10 protein-coding genes and 4 pseudogenes are annotated in these 14,267 nt (G+C 70.8%); 12 read left to right on the top strand and 2 right to left on the bottom strand.

The features are described from left to right. Nucleotides 1-55: 55 nt before the first annotated feature. The 11 genes and pseudogenes from rhaI to ACZ43N_RS20230 all read left to right on the top strand — a co-directional run bounded on the left by rhaI (nucleotide 56) and on the right by ACZ43N_RS20230 (nucleotide 11,966). The gene (rhaI, locus tag ACZ43N_RS20280; RefSeq protein WP_468099117.1) at nucleotides 56-1,216 is read left to right on the top strand and encodes an L-rhamnose isomerase; all 1,161 of its coding nucleotides are present in this window, start codon (nucleotides 56-58) and stop codon (nucleotides 1,214-1,216) included. Between the two features lie 159 nt (nucleotides 1,217-1,375). Next, on the top strand, nucleotides 1,376-3,415 hold the full coding sequence (locus tag ACZ43N_RS20275) for a bifunctional aldolase/short-chain dehydrogenase (protein WP_468099115.1): 2,040 nt from the start codon (nucleotides 1,376-1,378) through the stop codon (nucleotides 3,413-3,415). Further along, a complete protein-coding gene (locus ACZ43N_RS20270; RefSeq protein WP_468099114.1) occupies nucleotides 3,412-4,860 on the top strand; it encodes a rhamnulokinase in 1,449 nt (482 codons plus the stop codon). Before ACZ43N_RS20275 ends, ACZ43N_RS20270 begins: the two co-directional genes overlap by 4 nt. A gap of 194 nt (nucleotides 4,861-5,054) precedes the next feature. Next, entirely contained in the window at nucleotides 5,055-5,810 is a 756-nt protein-coding gene (locus ACZ43N_RS20265) for a (Fe-S)-binding protein (protein WP_468099112.1), read from the top strand. A gap of 43 nt (nucleotides 5,811-5,853) precedes the next feature. Then, nucleotides 5,854-7,452 (top strand): LutB/LldF family L-lactate oxidation iron-sulfur protein, encoded by a 1,599-nt coding sequence (locus ACZ43N_RS20260; protein WP_468099110.1) that lies wholly within the window; start codon nucleotides 5,854-5,856, stop codon nucleotides 7,450-7,452. Next, entirely contained in the window at nucleotides 7,449-8,105 is a 657-nt protein-coding gene (locus tag ACZ43N_RS20255) for a LutC/YkgG family protein (protein ID WP_468099109.1), read from the top strand. Before ACZ43N_RS20260 ends, ACZ43N_RS20255 begins: the two co-directional genes overlap by 4 nt. Before the next feature lie 14 nt (nucleotides 8,106-8,119). Further along, a pseudogene (locus tag ACZ43N_RS20250) lies at nucleotides 8,120-8,302 on the top strand (YxiG-like protein); the annotation flags it as partial. Between the two features lie 165 nt (nucleotides 8,303-8,467). Beyond that, nucleotides 8,468-8,758: pseudogene (locus tag ACZ43N_RS20245) on the top strand (YxiG-like protein); the annotation flags it as partial. A 1,210-nt stretch (nucleotides 8,759-9,968) separates the two neighbouring features. After that, a complete protein-coding gene (locus ACZ43N_RS20240; RefSeq protein ID WP_468099107.1) occupies nucleotides 9,969-11,285 on the top strand; it encodes a glycosyltransferase in 1,317 nt (438 codons plus the stop codon). Between the two features lie 64 nt (nucleotides 11,286-11,349). Beyond that, nucleotides 11,350-11,454, top strand: a pseudogene (locus ACZ43N_RS20235) (transposase); the annotation flags it as partial. 224 nt (nucleotides 11,455-11,678) lie between these two features. Continuing rightward, nucleotides 11,679-11,966, top strand: coding sequence for an SAM-dependent methyltransferase (locus ACZ43N_RS20230; protein WP_468099474.1), 288 nt, complete (start codon nucleotides 11,679-11,681; stop codon nucleotides 11,964-11,966). 35 nt (nucleotides 11,967-12,001) lie between these two features. On the opposite strand, the pseudogene ACZ43N_RS20225 reads toward ACZ43N_RS20230, so the two are convergent. Both ACZ43N_RS20225 and ACZ43N_RS20220 read right to left on the bottom strand, forming a co-directional pair. Continuing rightward, nucleotides 12,002-12,685: pseudogene (locus ACZ43N_RS20225) on the bottom strand (UdgX family uracil-DNA binding protein); the annotation flags it as partial. 319 nt (nucleotides 12,686-13,004) lie between these two features. Next, the gene (locus tag ACZ43N_RS20220) at nucleotides 13,005-13,685 is read right to left on the bottom strand and encodes a phosphoribosyltransferase (RefSeq protein ID WP_468099105.1); all 681 of its coding nucleotides are present in this window, start codon (nucleotides 13,683-13,685) and stop codon (nucleotides 13,005-13,007) included. 130 nt (nucleotides 13,686-13,815) lie between these two features. Between ACZ43N_RS20220 and ACZ43N_RS20215 the strand changes: the two genes are divergently transcribed. Continuing rightward, nucleotides 13,816-14,265, top strand: coding sequence for a Fur family transcriptional regulator (locus ACZ43N_RS20215; protein ID WP_468099104.1), 450 nt, complete (start codon nucleotides 13,816-13,818; stop codon nucleotides 14,263-14,265). Nucleotides 14,266-14,267 lie beyond the last annotated feature (2 nt).

The raw sequence follows: 14,267 nt of genomic DNA, 5'->3' as shown, positions 1-14,267 counted from the left end.
TCATAGTTTCCCGTGCTGAATCGTTTCAGACATCAAAGCCGGTAGGAGCCCTGACGTGACCGAGCTCGCCGCGGTGAAGGCCGCCCTCAAGACACAGGCCGTCGAGACGCCGTCGTGGGCGTACGGAAACTCCGGAACCCGTTTCAAGGTGTTCGCCCAGGCGGGTGTGCCGCGCAACCCGTGGGAGAAGCTCGACGATGCCGGCAAGGTGCACGAGTTCACGGGCGTGGCCCCGACGGTGGCCCTGCACATCCCGTGGGACAAGGTCGACGACTACGCGGCTCTGGCGAAACACGCCGAGCAGCGGGGCGTGCGGCTCGGCGCGATCAACTCCAACACCTTCCAGGACGACGACTACAAGCTGGGCAGCATCTGCCACCCGGACGCGGCGGTCCGCCGCAAGGCCGTCGACCACCTGCTGGAGTGCGTCGACATCATGGACGCGACCGGGTCCCGCGACCTGAAGCTGTGGTTCGCGGACGGCACGAACTATCCCGGCCAGGACGATGTGCGCGAACGGCAGGACCGGCTGGCCGAGGGGCTGGCCGAGGTGTACGAGCGGCTCGGCGACGGGCAGCGGATGCTGCTGGAGTACAAGTTCTTCGAGCCCGCCTTCTACACGACCGACGTCCCGGACTGGGGCACCGCCTACGCCCACTGCCTGAAGCTCGGACCGAAGGCGCAGGTCGTTGTCGACACCGGGCACCACGCGCCCGGCACCAACATCGAGTTCATCGTGGCGACGCTGCTGCGTGAGGGGAAGCTCGGCGCGTTCGACTTCAACTCACGTTTCTACGCGGACGACGACCTGATGGTCGGGGCCGCCGACCCGTTCCAGCTGTTCCGGATCATGTACGAGGTGGTGCGCGGGGGCGGTTTCACTCCCGAGGTCGCGTTCATGCTCGATCAGTGCCACAACATCGAGGCGAAGATCCCGGCGATCATCCGGTCGGTGATGAACGTCCAGGAGGCCACGGCGAAGGCCTTGCTGGTGGACCGGGAGGCACTTCGCTCCGCTCAGCGGGCCGGTGACGTACTGGAGGCCAACGCCGTGCTGATGGACGCGTACAACACGGATGTGCGGCCACTGCTTGCCGAGGTGCGGGAGGAGATGGGGCTGGACCCCGATCCGATGGGGGCGTACCGCCGGTCCGGGTGGGCCGCGAAGATCGTCGAAGAGCGGGTCGGCGGGGAGCAGGCGGGGTGGGGGGCGTGACCGCTGCGCCGGGCTGAAGCCGACCGCCGAACCTCGTCTGCCGGGTAACTGCCGGTTCCCGGACTGCGGGCCGATCGTGGCTGGTCGCGCAGTTCCCCGCGCCCCTGAAGGGGCGCTGCCCCCCTTCTCCGCACACGTCACCGTAAGGACTGATCCCGTATGGCTACCCATCCCGAAGCCGCAGCTCTGCTCGCCCGGTCCCGGCGGCTCGGTGCCGACCCCCGCAACACCAACTACGCCGGCGGCAACGCGTCCGCCAAGGGAACCGCCACCGATCCCGTCACCGGGGGTGATGTGGAGCTGATGTGGGTCAAGGGGTCCGGGGGTGACCTCGGAACGCTCACCGAGGCGGGCCTGGCCGTACTGCGGCTGGACCGGATGCGGGCGCTCGTCGACGTGTACCCGGGGGTGGAGCGCGAGGACGAGATGGTCGCCGCGTTCGACTACTGCCTGCACGGCAAGGGCGGCGCGGCACCGTCGATCGACACGGCCATGCACGGGCTCGTGGACGCCGCCCACGTGGACCATCTGCACCCGGACTCCGGGATCGCGCTCGCCTGCGCGGCCGACGGGGAGAAGCTGACGGCCGAGTGTTTCGGGGACAGCGTGGTGTGGGTGCCGTGGCGGCGGCCGGGCTTCCAGCTGGGGCTGGACATCGCCGCGGTGAAGCGGGAGAACCCGCAGGCCATCGGGTGTGTGCTCGGCGGGCACGGCATCACCGCCTGGGGCGACACCGCCGACGAGTGCGAGAGGAACTCGCTCCACATCATCCGCACCGCCGAGGCGTTCCTTCAGGAGAAGGGGAGGACCGAACCCTTCGGGGCGGTCATCGAGGGCTACGAGGCGCTCGACGCCGCCGCGCGCCGGGAGCGGGCCGCCGCGCTGGCGCCGCACATCCGGGCCATCGCCTCGCAGGACAGGGCACAAGTCGGGCACTTCACCGACTCCGACGTCGTGCTCGACTTCCTGGCCCGCGCGGAGCACCCGCGGCTCGCCGCGCTCGGCACCTCGTGCCCGGACCACTTCCTTCGTACGAAGGTCCGGCCGCTCGTGCTGGACCTGCCGCCGGCCGCCGGCCTGGACACGGCGATCGCCCGGCTGAAGGAGCTGCACGCCGGGTACCGCGAGGAGTACGCCGCCTACTACCGGCGGCACGCCGAACCCGACTCCCCCGCGATGCGCGGCGCCGACCCGGCGATCGTGCTGATCCCGGGCGTGGGCATGTTCAGCTTCGGCAAGGACAAGCAGACGGCACGCGTGGCCGGCGAGTTCTACGTCAACGCGATCAATGTGATGCGAGGGGCCGAGGCGGTCTCCACATACGCGCCGATCGAGGAGTCGGAGAAGTTCCGCATCGAGTACTGGGCCCTTGAGGAGGCCAAGCTCCAGCGGATGCCCAGGCCGAAGCCGCTGGCCACGCGGGTCGCGCTGGTGACGGGCGCGGGCAGTGGGATCGGCAGGGCCATCGCGCACCGGCTCGTCGCCGAGGGCGCGTGTGTCGTCGTCGCCGATCTCAACGGCGACAACGCCTCCACGGTCGCCGAGGAACTGGGCGGGCCGGACAGGGCTGTCGCCGTGACCGTCGACGTGACCGACGAGGAGCAGATCACCGGGGCCTTCAAGGCGGCCGTGCTCGCCTTCGGCGGTGTCGACCTCGTCGTCAACAACGCCGGTGTCTCGATCTCCAAGCCGCTGCTGGAGACCTCCGCCAGGGACTGGGACCTCCAGCACGACATCATGGCCCGCGGTTCGTTCCTGGTGTCGCGCGAGGCGGCACGGGTGATGATCGCGCAGGGGTTGGGCGGCGACATCGTCTACATCGCCTCCAAGAACGCCGTCTTCGCCGGGCCCAACAACATCGCGTACTCCGCCACCAAGGCCGACCAGGCCCACCAGGTGCGGCTGCTCGCCGCCGAGCTGGGCGGGCACGGCATCCGCGTCAACGGCGTCAACCCGGACGGTGTGGTGCGCGGGTCCGGCATCTTCGCCGGCGGCTGGGGCGCCCAGCGGGCGGCGACCTACGGCATCGAGGAGGAGAAGCTCGGCGAGTTCTACGCCCAGCGGACCATCCTCAAGCGCGAGGTGCTGCCGGAGCACGTGGCGGCCGCGGTGTTCGCGCTGACGGGCGGGGAGCTGACGCACACCACCGGGCTGCACGTCCCGGTCGACGCCGGCGTCGCCGCCGCCTTCCTGCGATGAGCACGGCCGTGAAGTCGTACGCGGCGGTCGACCTCGGCGCGTCCAGCGGGCGGGTCATGGTCGGCCGGGCGAACCGGGACTCCCTGGAACTGGCCGAGGCGCACCGGTTCCCGAACCGGCCGGTGCGGACGCCCGAGGGGCTGCGCTGGGACGTGCTCGCGCTGTACGCGGGGCTGCTCGACGGGCTGAAGGCGGCCGGGCAGGTCGACTCCGTCGGCATCGACAGCTGGGCCGTCGACTACGGGCTGCTGGACGCCGACGGGGCCCTCCTCGGCAACCCGGTGCACTACCGGGACACCCGGACCGAGGGCGTCGCCGAGAAGGTGTGGGCCATCGTGCCCGCTGCCGAGCTGTACGCGGCGACCGGGTTGCAGTACGCGCCGTTCAACACGCTGTACCAGCTGGTCGCCGCGGAGTCGTCCGCGCAGCTGGCGTACGCGAAGCGGCTGCTGCTGATCCCTGATCTGTTGTCGTACTGGCTCACGGGTGAGTTCGGCACGGAACTGACGAACGCCTCCACGACCCAGCTGATCGATCCGCGGACCCGTGACTGGGCGTACGACGTGGCGGAGCGGCTCGGGGTCGACCTGGAGCTGTTCGGGCCGTTGCGGCGGCCGGGCGACCCCGCGGGACTGTTGCAGCGGCGGGTGCTGGAGGAGACGGGGCTGACCGGGCCGGTGCCGGTGACGACCGTGGGGTCCCACGACACGGCCTCGGCGGTCGCGGCCGTACCCGCCACCGGTGAGCGGTTCGCGTACATCTGCACCGGCACCTGGTCCCTGGCCGGACTGGAGCTGGACGCGCCGGTGCTGACCGAGGAGAGCCGGGCCGCCAACTTCACCAATGAGCTGGGGCTCGACGGCACGGTCCGGTACCTGCGCAACATCATGGGACTGTGGCTGCTGCAGGAGTGCGTACGGGACTGGGGGAACCCGGATCTCGAGGAGCTGCTGCGGGCCGCCGCCGGGGTGCCGGCGCTGCGGTCGGTCGTGGACGCCGGTGACGCGGCGTTCCTCGCGCCCGGCCGGATGCCGGATCGGATCGCCGCGGCCTGCCGGGAGTCGGGGCAGCCGGTGCCGTCCTCCCCCGCCGAGATCACCCGCTGCATCCTCGACTCCCTCGCCCTCGCCCACCGGCGGGCCGTCGTCGAGGCCCAGGCGCTGGCCGACCACCCGGTGGACGTCGTCCACGTCGTCGGGGGCGGCACCCGCAACGCCCTGCTGTGCCGGCTCACCGCCGACGCCTGCGGGCTGCCGGTGGTGGCGGGCCCGGCGGAGGCGGCGGCCCTCGGCAATGTCCTGGTCCAGGCCCGCACGCACGGTGTGGTGGGCGACCGGGCCTCGATGCGCCGGCTCGTCGCCCGCACGCAGCCGCTGGTGCGGTACGAGCCGCAGGGCGACCCGGCGGCCTGGCGCGCGGCGGAGGACCGGCTCGCCCGGGGGTGAGCGGCGCCCCGGCAGCACGTTCTCCGGCTTGAGCGCGCACTCCCGTGCCCGGTGCGTTCTCCGGCCTTGCGTCCCTCCCGCGCCCGGTGACCGACGGGGCCTCGCACGGCGATTCCGGCCGGCGGGGCCCTCGCCCTCCGGGCACTGACGTCGTACCCTGCTTTCATCCGATGACAGACCCTCAAGGAGCCGCGATGCGTGTCGCCCTGTTCCTGACCTGTGTCAACGACACGCTCTATCCGGACACCGGTCGCGCCGTGGTGAAACTGCTGACCAGGCTGGGCGTTGACGTGGACTTCCCGACGGGTCAGACCTGCTGCGGACAAGCTCACTACAACACCGGGTACCGATATCAGGCAGAGCCCCTGGCTCGAAAGTTCTCCGATGTATTCGGTGGTTACGAGGCGATCGTGACGCCGTCCGGCTCATGCGGGGCGATGGTGCGGGAGCTGTATCCGCGGATGGGTGAGCGGGCGCGGGCCGAGGGGCGCGGCGACACGCTGGCGCGGACCCTCGCGCCGGTCGTGCCGAAGACGTACGAGCTGACCGAGTTCCTGGTGGACGTGCTGGGCGTGACGGACGTCGGGGCGTACTACCCGCACAAGGTGACCTACCACCCGACCTGTCATGGGCTGCGCGGTCTCGGGCTCGGCGAGCGGCCGCGGCGGCTGCTCCAGGCGGTGAAGGGCCTGGAGCTGGTGGAGCTGCCGGGGGCGGAGGAGTGCTGCGGTTTCGGCGGCACCTTCGCCGTGAAGAACTCCGACGTGTCGGCGGCGATGGGCAGGGACAAGGTGCGCAACGCCGAGTCGACGGGCGCGGACGTGCTGTGCGCGGCCGACAACTCGTGTCTGATGCACATCGGCGGCACGATGGCCCGGCTGCGCACGGGCATGCGGCCGGTCCACATCGCGGAGATCCTGGCGAGCACGGAAGTGGAGCCGGCGGCATGACCGGTCGTACGGAGAAGACGGTGCACGGGACCGGGGGCGGCGCATGAGCGGGATGTTCGTCGGGATGCCGGCGTTTCCGAAGGCGGCGCACGAGGCCGTGCACAACGCGACGCTGCGCGGCAATCTGCGGCACGCCACGCACACGATCCGCGCGAAGCGGGCGAAGGCCGTCGCGGAGGTGTCGGACTGGGCGGAGCTGCGCGAGGCCGGCAAGCGGATCAAGGACCACACGCTCCGTCATCTCGACCGGTACCTGGTCCAGTTGGAGGAGTCGGTGACGGCGGCGGGCGGCACCGTCCACTGGGCCGCCGACGCGGACGAGGCCAACCGCATCGTGACCTATCTGGTCAAGGCGACCGGTGAGACCGAGGTCGTCAAGGTCAAGTCGATGGCGACGCAGGAGATCGGGCTGAACGAGGCGCTGGAGGCCGAGGGCATCCGCGCCTACGAGACGGATCTCGCCGAGCTGATCGTGCAGTTGGGCAAGGACCGCCCGTCGCACATCCTCGTCCCCGCGATCCACCGCAACCGGGGCGAGATCCGGGAGATCTTCGCGCGCGAGATGAGCGAGTGGGGCCGTCCGGCCCCCGAGGGACTCACCGACTCGCCCGCCGAACTGGCGGAGGCGGCGCGGCTGCATCTGCGGGAGAAGTTCCTGCGGGCCAAGGTGGGCGTCTCCGGCGCCAACTTCATGGTCGCCGACACCGGCACGCTGGTCGTGGTGGAGTCGGAGGGCAACGGCCGGATGTGCCTGACGCTGCCCGAGACGCTGATCTCGGTGGTCGGCATCGAGAAGATCGTGCCGACCTGGCAGGACCTGGAGGTCTTCCTCCAGGTCCTCCCCCGCTCCTCCACGGCTGAGCGGATGAACCCGTACACCTCGACGTGGACGGGCACGACCGACGGGGACGGCCCGAGCACCTTCCATCTCGTCCTCATCGACAACGGCCGCACCGACACGCTCGCCGACAAGGTCGGCCGCCAGGCGCTGCGCTGCATCCGCTGCTCGGCGTGCCTGAACGTCTGCCCCGTCTACGAGCGGGCGGGCGGCCACGCGTACGGGTCGGTCTATCCCGGCCCCATCGGTGCCATCCTCAGCCCGCAACTCCGCGGGACGGGCAGCGAGATCGACGCGTCGCTCCCGTACGCCTCGTCGCTCTGCGGTGCCTGCTACGAGGTGTGTCCGGTGGCCATCGACATCCCGGAGGTGCTGGTGCATCTGCGGGAGCGGGTGGCGCAGGGCGGGCAGGTGACCGAGAAGGGCGCCAGGGTCGTCCTCAAGCCCGCGAAGGGGCACGCCGCCGAGCGGGCGGCGATGCGGGCGGCCCGCTGGGCCTTCACCCACCCCGGCGCGCTGCGCACCGGCCAGCGGCTGGCGTCCCGCACCCGCCGCTTCCACCCCCGTACGCTGCCGGGGCCCGGCATGGCGTGGAGCGCGAGCCGCGACCTGCCGACGCTGCCGGCGGAACCGTTCCGCGACTGGTGGCAACGGACGAACGGGGGGCGGACGGAGGGCCGGGGCGCGGGCACCGGCCCTGGGTACGAAGGGCGTACGAACGGCGCGGGCACCGGCGCCGGCGGGGTGGACGGCGGGCGCGCGGGCCGCGATCGGGCGGACGGCGGAAGGGACACCGGCAAGTGAGCAGCAGGGATCTGATCCTGGGTCGCGTACGACGCGCCCTGGCCGACGTACGGCAGCACGACATGTCGTACGAGCAGACCGTTCCACGCACCTACCTTCGGGAACACGGTGAGCGGAGCGTCGCGCAGACGGTGGATCTGCTGGCCGAGAACCTGGCGGACTACCGGGCGATCGTGCACCGCACGGACACCCGCGGACTCCCCGGTGTCATCGCGGAGTTGCTGGCCGGGCGCGGGTCGACCTCGGTCCTCGTACCGCCCGCGCTGCGCGAGGAGTGGCTGTCGGCGACGGAGGTGGCACGGGTCGCCGACCGGGCGGAGAGCACGCCGCACGAACTGGACGAGGTGGACAGCGTGGTCACGGCCTGCGCCCTCGCGATCGCGGAGACCGGCACGATCGTCCTGGACGGCTCCCCCGACCAGGGCCGCCGCCGGATCACCCTGGTCCCCGACCACCACATCTGCGTCGTACGCGTCCCCGACCAGGTCGTCCCCTCGGTCCCCCTGGCCCTGGAACGCCTCGATCCCACCCGCCCGCTGACCTGGATCTCCGGCCCTTCCGCCACGAGCGACATCGAACTGGACCGCGTGGAGGGCGTCCACGGTCCGCGCACGCTGGAGGTGGTGCTGGTCGACGGGAGCGGCGACGGGTGAGGTAGAAGGGCGGCATGGACTCCGCCGCACTCGAGCAGATGCTGGACGATGCCTTCGATCACGCTGTCGTGCACCATGGCTACACCGACTACATGCGTGACTACGAGGTCATCGTCCACGCCACGGCCGATCCCAGGATCGGCGTCGCACCGTCCTACCTGCGCTATCTCTTCCGGTTCTGCGTCGAGGCCCGCTGTAAGGGGTCCTTTCACTATGCCCGCCCGGGTCGCGTGGTCTGGCACCGCCCCTCGCCGCGTTGCCGAAAAGCCCAGGTAGCTCAGCTACCAGGGCTCTTCGGCGCCTTGCGATGCACGGCACCAGACCACGCGACCTGATCGGACGCTCATAGTGAAAGGACCCCTAAGACATCTGTGGCCGCCGCGATCTGGCAGGACTCGTTGGACGACCGGCTCATCGCCCCTGAACCCGATTCCGACCTCGACGGTTACGTCTGGGGCGTGCGGTGGCACGGGCTCTGGCCGGGCGCGCGGCTCCTACCCGAGTCGGATGCGGCCCGACAGTGGTCCGAGGCCATCGGCATCGACTTCCACGAGGTCCGTATCCACACGACCGCGCACGACCTGACCCTGGTCTTCTCCGAGCTCCAGGTGAACGAAGTCCCGCTCGGATACGCCCCGTTCGTCACGGACTGACCGGCGCTCACGGCCCTGATCCGGCGAGGTCCCCGCCCGGCTCCGGCGGCCCGGCCCCACGCAGCATGCCACGGTCCAGCGCCCGGGCGGCCCCAGACGCACAGAACTCACCCCGGAAGCTTGAGAGTGACGTGAACGCCTCCCTCCTGTGCCCGAAGGTGAGCACACTCGTTGCTCGGGCACGTGCATACGCAAGGTTCAGGTTCCCTCCGGGGGCGACGGTGTCCGACAAGGCACGCGTACAGGTGAGGCGAACCCCTGGCTAGGGGCGCATCGAGGTTCCGCTGACGCCACCAGACTTGCGCCATGTCCATGTGTCTTCAACAACTCGACGCTTTTGTAGGGAAGTCACTGAAGCTGAGCCCGCACGTGCGGTTGGCTGGTCTTGACTCCTTGATGATCAGGCATGTTCCAGCGAGGCAGCCGTCGAGCAGGCGCGGACAGTTCTGAATCTTCGCCAGCCTGCGTTCCATGACATGGGCGGGTGGTCGAGGTTGGCTATGGCAAGAGCCTCACACAACTATTCGAACAGTGACAGCACTCGTTATCCGGAGGTGACACGGCAGTGGGACGAGGACGCCTGGTCCGGGCCGCCTCAACAGCAGCGGACCGGCTCGGGCCCGTGGATGCCGAAGCCCTCTTGAGACGCCGAACCCCGAGACAGCGGCACATGTCTGAAGGCCCCCGAAGCGTTGCCCCCGACAGCGCGGCCCTGGGCCAGTCAACTGCACCGGCGAACCAGACCTGCAGAGCCCCTTGACATGCGAAACGCTACCCTCCCACAGCACGGAGAAGGTCATCTTGTGCAGGTCGAGGCAGCCACGTCATGCACAAGACGGTGTCGGTTCAGGGCGCAACGGTCAGCGGCGGTGGCGCCTCCGCCCCCGATGGCCGGGACAGCAGCCGGCTCTCCTCAAGCCCACCACGGATCGGCGTTTCCAGGAGAGGCGTGAGCAGGCACGTCGCCCTCCGCACCGAGCCATTGCTCGGCACCGCCCTTCAAAGAAGAGATCGCTGGGGAGGAAGGACCCCTCCTCGCCATCGACGCCTCGGACAACCCGCTCCGCTCCGCGGACGCCTTGGTACTGCGCGGGCGACATCGCCTGGCTGCCCCTATGGCATCCCGGTCGTCGAACGACGCGACAAGGCCCCACTGACCAATGCGGCGAGCGGATCGAGAAACCTCCCTCCCAGTCAAAGGACCTCAACCATGAGCCGCCCCATCCTCTTTGCCAGCGTGGCGCAGTTCGGGCAGCTCAACCCCCTGCTCGCCATCGCAGGAGAACTGTCGCGTCGGGGGGTGCCTGACCTGTGGTTCGTCTCCGAGGAAGAGGCCGCAGAACGCGTCAAGGAAGCAGCAGCGGGAACGTCCATAGGGTTCATTTCGACGGGCGAGACCCGCATCACGGTCAATGAGTCCCGGTACTCCGCGATCACCCACGGTCCGCGCACCACCCGCGGCATGGTGGAGGTGCTGCGTATGGTGCGAGACCCGGATCTCACCGCCGAGCAATACCCGATGCTGCTGGATCAGATGGACCGGATCCGTCCCCGGCTCGTCGTTGCCGACCTCATGCATCTGGCCGCGATCGATGCGGCCATGGCCCGCAACGTGCCTTTCATGCTCAGCGTGCCGTTTCCGGTCAGCCTCCTCTACACGGCGAAACTTCCATGGAACTACCCGACCCCGCTTTCGGGTCTCCCGCAGCGAATGAGCCGAGCGCAGCACGTTGCCAACGTGGCGTTCCGGCTGCGAATGCTCACGGCCACGCTCACCCGTACCGGCCTCGTTCGGTCGGCGCGGCGACGGCGGGCGCTCGGCATCCCCAACTTCCTCGGCGACCAGTTGCAATACACCAAGGCCGCTTCGGCGGTGCTCGCCTACTCGGTCTTCGGCCTCGAGTACCCGTTCCAGGCCCCCGGGAATGTTCATATGCTGGGCGCCATGGTGCCGGATCGGTCAAGGACCGATCCGACCGATGACCTGTCGGTGTGGCTCGACCAGCACCCATCGGTGGTGTACGTGGGGCTCGGCACCATCGCCGTGCTGTCCGACTCACAACTGGCCGCCCTGGCAAACGCTCTGTCCCAGCTCGACCCCGAGCACCAAGTGCTGTGGAAACTGCCGGCCGACCAGCAAGCCCGGCTACCCAAACCGTTGCCCGCGCACATACAGGTGCGCGAGTGGGTCCCGTCCCAGCTGGACGTGCTCGCCCATCCACATGTGCGGGCCTTCGTCACTCACGGCGGGGGCAACGGGTTCCACGAGGGCATCTACTTCGGCAAGCCGCTGCTGGTGATGCCGTTCTGGATGGACTGCTACGACCTCGCCACCCGCGCGGTGGACGCGGGCGTCGGCCTCACTCTGGACCGCCCCCATCATCTCGACGCCGATGAGCTGGCGGCCAAACTGCACCGTCTGCTGTCTGACGACGGCTTCGCCCAGCGCAGCGCCCGCTGGGGCATGCTCCTGCACGAGGCAGGCGGGGTGCACCGGGCCGCCGATCTCATCCTCGCCCAATCGTGACGGCACCGGCCTGTAAGTCCTGGCTCTGTCGGGGATCTTGGTGCCGCCGAGGTCGGCTGCGCAGGCCGACGGCCACCGGGAGATCCTGGGTCTGGACGTCGCGACCGCCGAGGACGGCGCGGACTGGATCGCCTTCCTGCGCTCGCTCGTCGCCCGAGGCTACATGGGGTCCGGCGGGCCGGCTTCGGCCATGGGGTACTGCACCACCGGCTGCCACCCGGGCACCCGAGCACCCGGGCACCCGGGCACCCGGGCACCCGGACCACGATCAGGTGCAGGCGGCCGAGCAAAGCCCCGAGAGCACTGGTCGGCTGGTCTTCCCAACGGCTGGCATCCCACGGTGTACGCGCGAGGTGACGGTGAGGCAGGCGCCACCCCGCCGAGGCGAGAGCTCTGAACCAAACGAACCGGCAAGGCCAGGCGCAGCTGGGGACTGGCAGCACGAGCACTGGCACCAGACCGGCGACAATCCCCGCATACCGCTCCCCCGAGCAACTCGCTCGCGTCTTCGCGGGGTTGGAGCTGCTCGAACCGGGGCTGGTATCCGTGGCCCGGTGGCGGGCCGAGCGAGCGGACGGCCCGGCCGGCCGCCCGGGCGGGGTCGCGGGCGGCCCCGGGGCCCGACTCGGGGATGAGCCGTGGGACGTGGACTGCTTCGGCGGCGTCGGGCTCAAGCCGTAGGCGGCGCCGTGGGCAACCTCGTACGTACCCGGGTCTCAGCTCCCCGCTCCGCCGCCACCCGCGAGCGCCTCCGCCGCCACCTTGAGGTCCGACACCAGCCCCGCGTACGCGCCCTCGCGGTCGTCGGCACGCAGGACGGCCGACGGGTGGAGCGTGGCGACGACGTACGGCCGCTCGTCCCGGTCCCCGCCGTCACCCTCGTCGCCCGGCAGCGGCAGCAGGGCGCCCCGGTCCTTGGTGACCCGGAAGGAGCTGCCCAGCAGTGCCCTGCCGGCGGTCGCGCCGAGTGCCACCACGATCTCGGGGTGCACCAGGCGCAGTTCCGCGCTCAGCCAGGGATGGCATGCGGCGACCTCCCGCAGTTCGGGCGCCTTGTGGATGCGGCGCTTGCCACCGCCCGGCGGCCGTACGAACTTGAAGTGCTTGACCGCGTTGGTCACGTACGCCGAGTCCATGTCGATCCCGGCCTCCTCGGCGGCCCGCCGCAGCAGCCGCCCCGCGGGGCCGACGAAGGGCTCGCCCTGCCGGTCCTCCTGGTCGCCGGGCTGCTCCCCCACGAGGAGGATCCTCGCGGACTCCGGGCCGGCGCCGAAGACCGTCTGCGTGGCGTCCTCGTACAGCGGGCAGCCGCGGCAGTCGGCCGCCGCGCGCCGGTGTGCCGCGAGCCCGCCACGGCTCGGCAGGAACGGTCCCGCGTCATAGGCCCGTCCGGGCTCGCGCGAGGCACTGGGGGCTTCCCTGGCGCTTTTGGCGCGGCTGCCGCTTCCGGACCGCCTGACGGTCGTCGCAGACCGCGATTCTCCGCTCGCAGAGCGCGCGTCTGTGCCCGAGGACCGTGTGTCTCCGCTCGCAGACCGTGACCGCGCATCGCGCTGGGGTCGGCTGGGGCTCATCCGGGTCGCCTCCTTCACCGGAGCGGGTGGTCGGGGCCCCATCCGGGTACCCCGCCCGACGCCGGTCCACCCCACCCGGCACCGTACGCGCCAGCCTCTGTCCACCCCGGCCCCGCACTCCGGCGGACACCGGCATCCGCCCAGGTCAAACATCCGCCAGCGCCGCGAGGACGTCGTCGTCCGTGAGCTGGTCGAAGTGCTCGTACCAGAGGCCGACCGCACGGAAGTCGGGCGGGCTGCGCAGGCAGAGCACCACGTCCGCCTCGCCGCGCAGCAGTTCCACGGACTCGGGGGCGCCGACGGGCACGGCGAGGATCAGGCGGGCGGGGTGTGCCCGGCGGACGGCGCGCAGCGCGGCGCGGGCCGTGGCGCCGGTGGCCAGTCCGTCGTCGACGACGATCGCGGTGCGGCCGCGCAGGTCGAGGGCGGGACGACCGCCCCGGTACCGGCGCTCGCGGCGGTGCAGTTCCTCCCGCTCCCGTGCGACCACGGGCGCGAGGTCGGCCTCCGTGAGCCCCAGTCGGACGAGGGACGACCGGTCGAACAGAGGTGGGTCGTCCCCGACGAGGGCGCCAACCCCCAGTTCCTCCTGGAAGGGCGCGCCGATCTTGCGGGCCACGAGCACGTCGAGCGGCGCGCCGAGCTCCCGTGCGACCTCCCGGGCCACGGGGACGCCGCCGCGCGGCAGGGCGAGGACGACCGGATCGGGCAGCTCGCCCTTCTCCCCCGGCAGGCGCAGGCGCGCGGCCAGCTCCCGCCCGGCGTGCACACGGTCACGGAAACGGGTCGCCGCCGGGGCGCCACCGCTGCTCGGACGCGCATTCATGGCTTCCCTCCCTTCCAGTGTCCCCGCGCACGGCCGAGCCGTCCACGCCGAGCGTGTCCGAAACCGTTCACCAAACTTGGGTCATTCGTTTTCTTGAACTATTCGTGTTTGGGGCGCTAGGTTGGGCGTCATGACCGAGCCCCAGACTCCGACCGCCGCCGACGAGCTGCGCGGTGCAGGCCTGCGGGTGACGGCCGCGCGGGTCGCTCTGCTGGAGACCGTCCGGGACGGCGACCACCTCGGCGCCGAGGCGATCGCTTCCGGCGTCCGCGATCGCGTCGGCCACATATCCGTCCAGGCCGTGTACGACGCGCTCAACGCACTCACCGAAGCGGGCCTCGTACGCCGCCTCGAACCCCCCGGCAGCCCGGCCCTGTACGAGGGCCGCGTCGGGGACAACCACCACCACCTCGTGTGCCGGTCGTGCGCCACCGTGGTCGACGTCGACTGCGCTGTGGGACACGCCCCGTGTCTGACGGCGTCCGACGACCGCGGCTTCGCGATCGACGAGGCCGAGGTCATCTACTGGGGCCTGTGCCCACAGTGCTCCGAAGCCAGAGCCAGCAGTTCAGCACCGTGATC

This window comes from Streptomyces sp. NPDC030814 (genome assembly GCF_055572155.1).
Note: the sequence above shows the minus strand (reverse complement) of the source record. Positions and strands in the feature narration are given on the sequence as shown.

Excerpts from the sequence above, each read along its gene's own strand:
- ACZ43N_RS20260 (WP_468099110.1), top strand. The coding sequence starts at position 5,854 with ATGAGCGGGATGTTCGTCGGGATGCCGGCGTTTCCGAAGGCGGCGCAC.
- ACZ43N_RS20270 (WP_468099114.1), top strand. The coding sequence starts at position 3,412 with ATGAGCACGGCCGTGAAGTCGTACGCGGCGGTCGACCTCGGCGCGTCC.
- ACZ43N_RS20215 (WP_468099104.1), top strand. The coding sequence starts at position 13,816 with ATGACCGAGCCCCAGACTCCGACCGCCGCCGACGAGCTGCGCGGTGCA.
- ACZ43N_RS20240 (WP_468099107.1), top strand. The coding sequence starts at position 9,969 with ATGAGCCGCCCCATCCTCTTTGCCAGCGTGGCGCAGTTCGGGCAGCTC.
- ACZ43N_RS20265 (WP_468099112.1), top strand. The coding sequence starts at position 5,055 with ATGCGTGTCGCCCTGTTCCTGACCTGTGTCAACGACACGCTCTATCCG.
- ACZ43N_RS20220 (WP_468099105.1), bottom strand. The coding sequence starts at position 13,685 with ATGAATGCGCGTCCGAGCAGCGGTGGCGCCCCGGCGGCGACCCGTTTC.
- ACZ43N_RS20275 (WP_468099115.1), top strand. The coding sequence starts at position 1,376 with ATGGCTACCCATCCCGAAGCCGCAGCTCTGCTCGCCCGGTCCCGGCGG.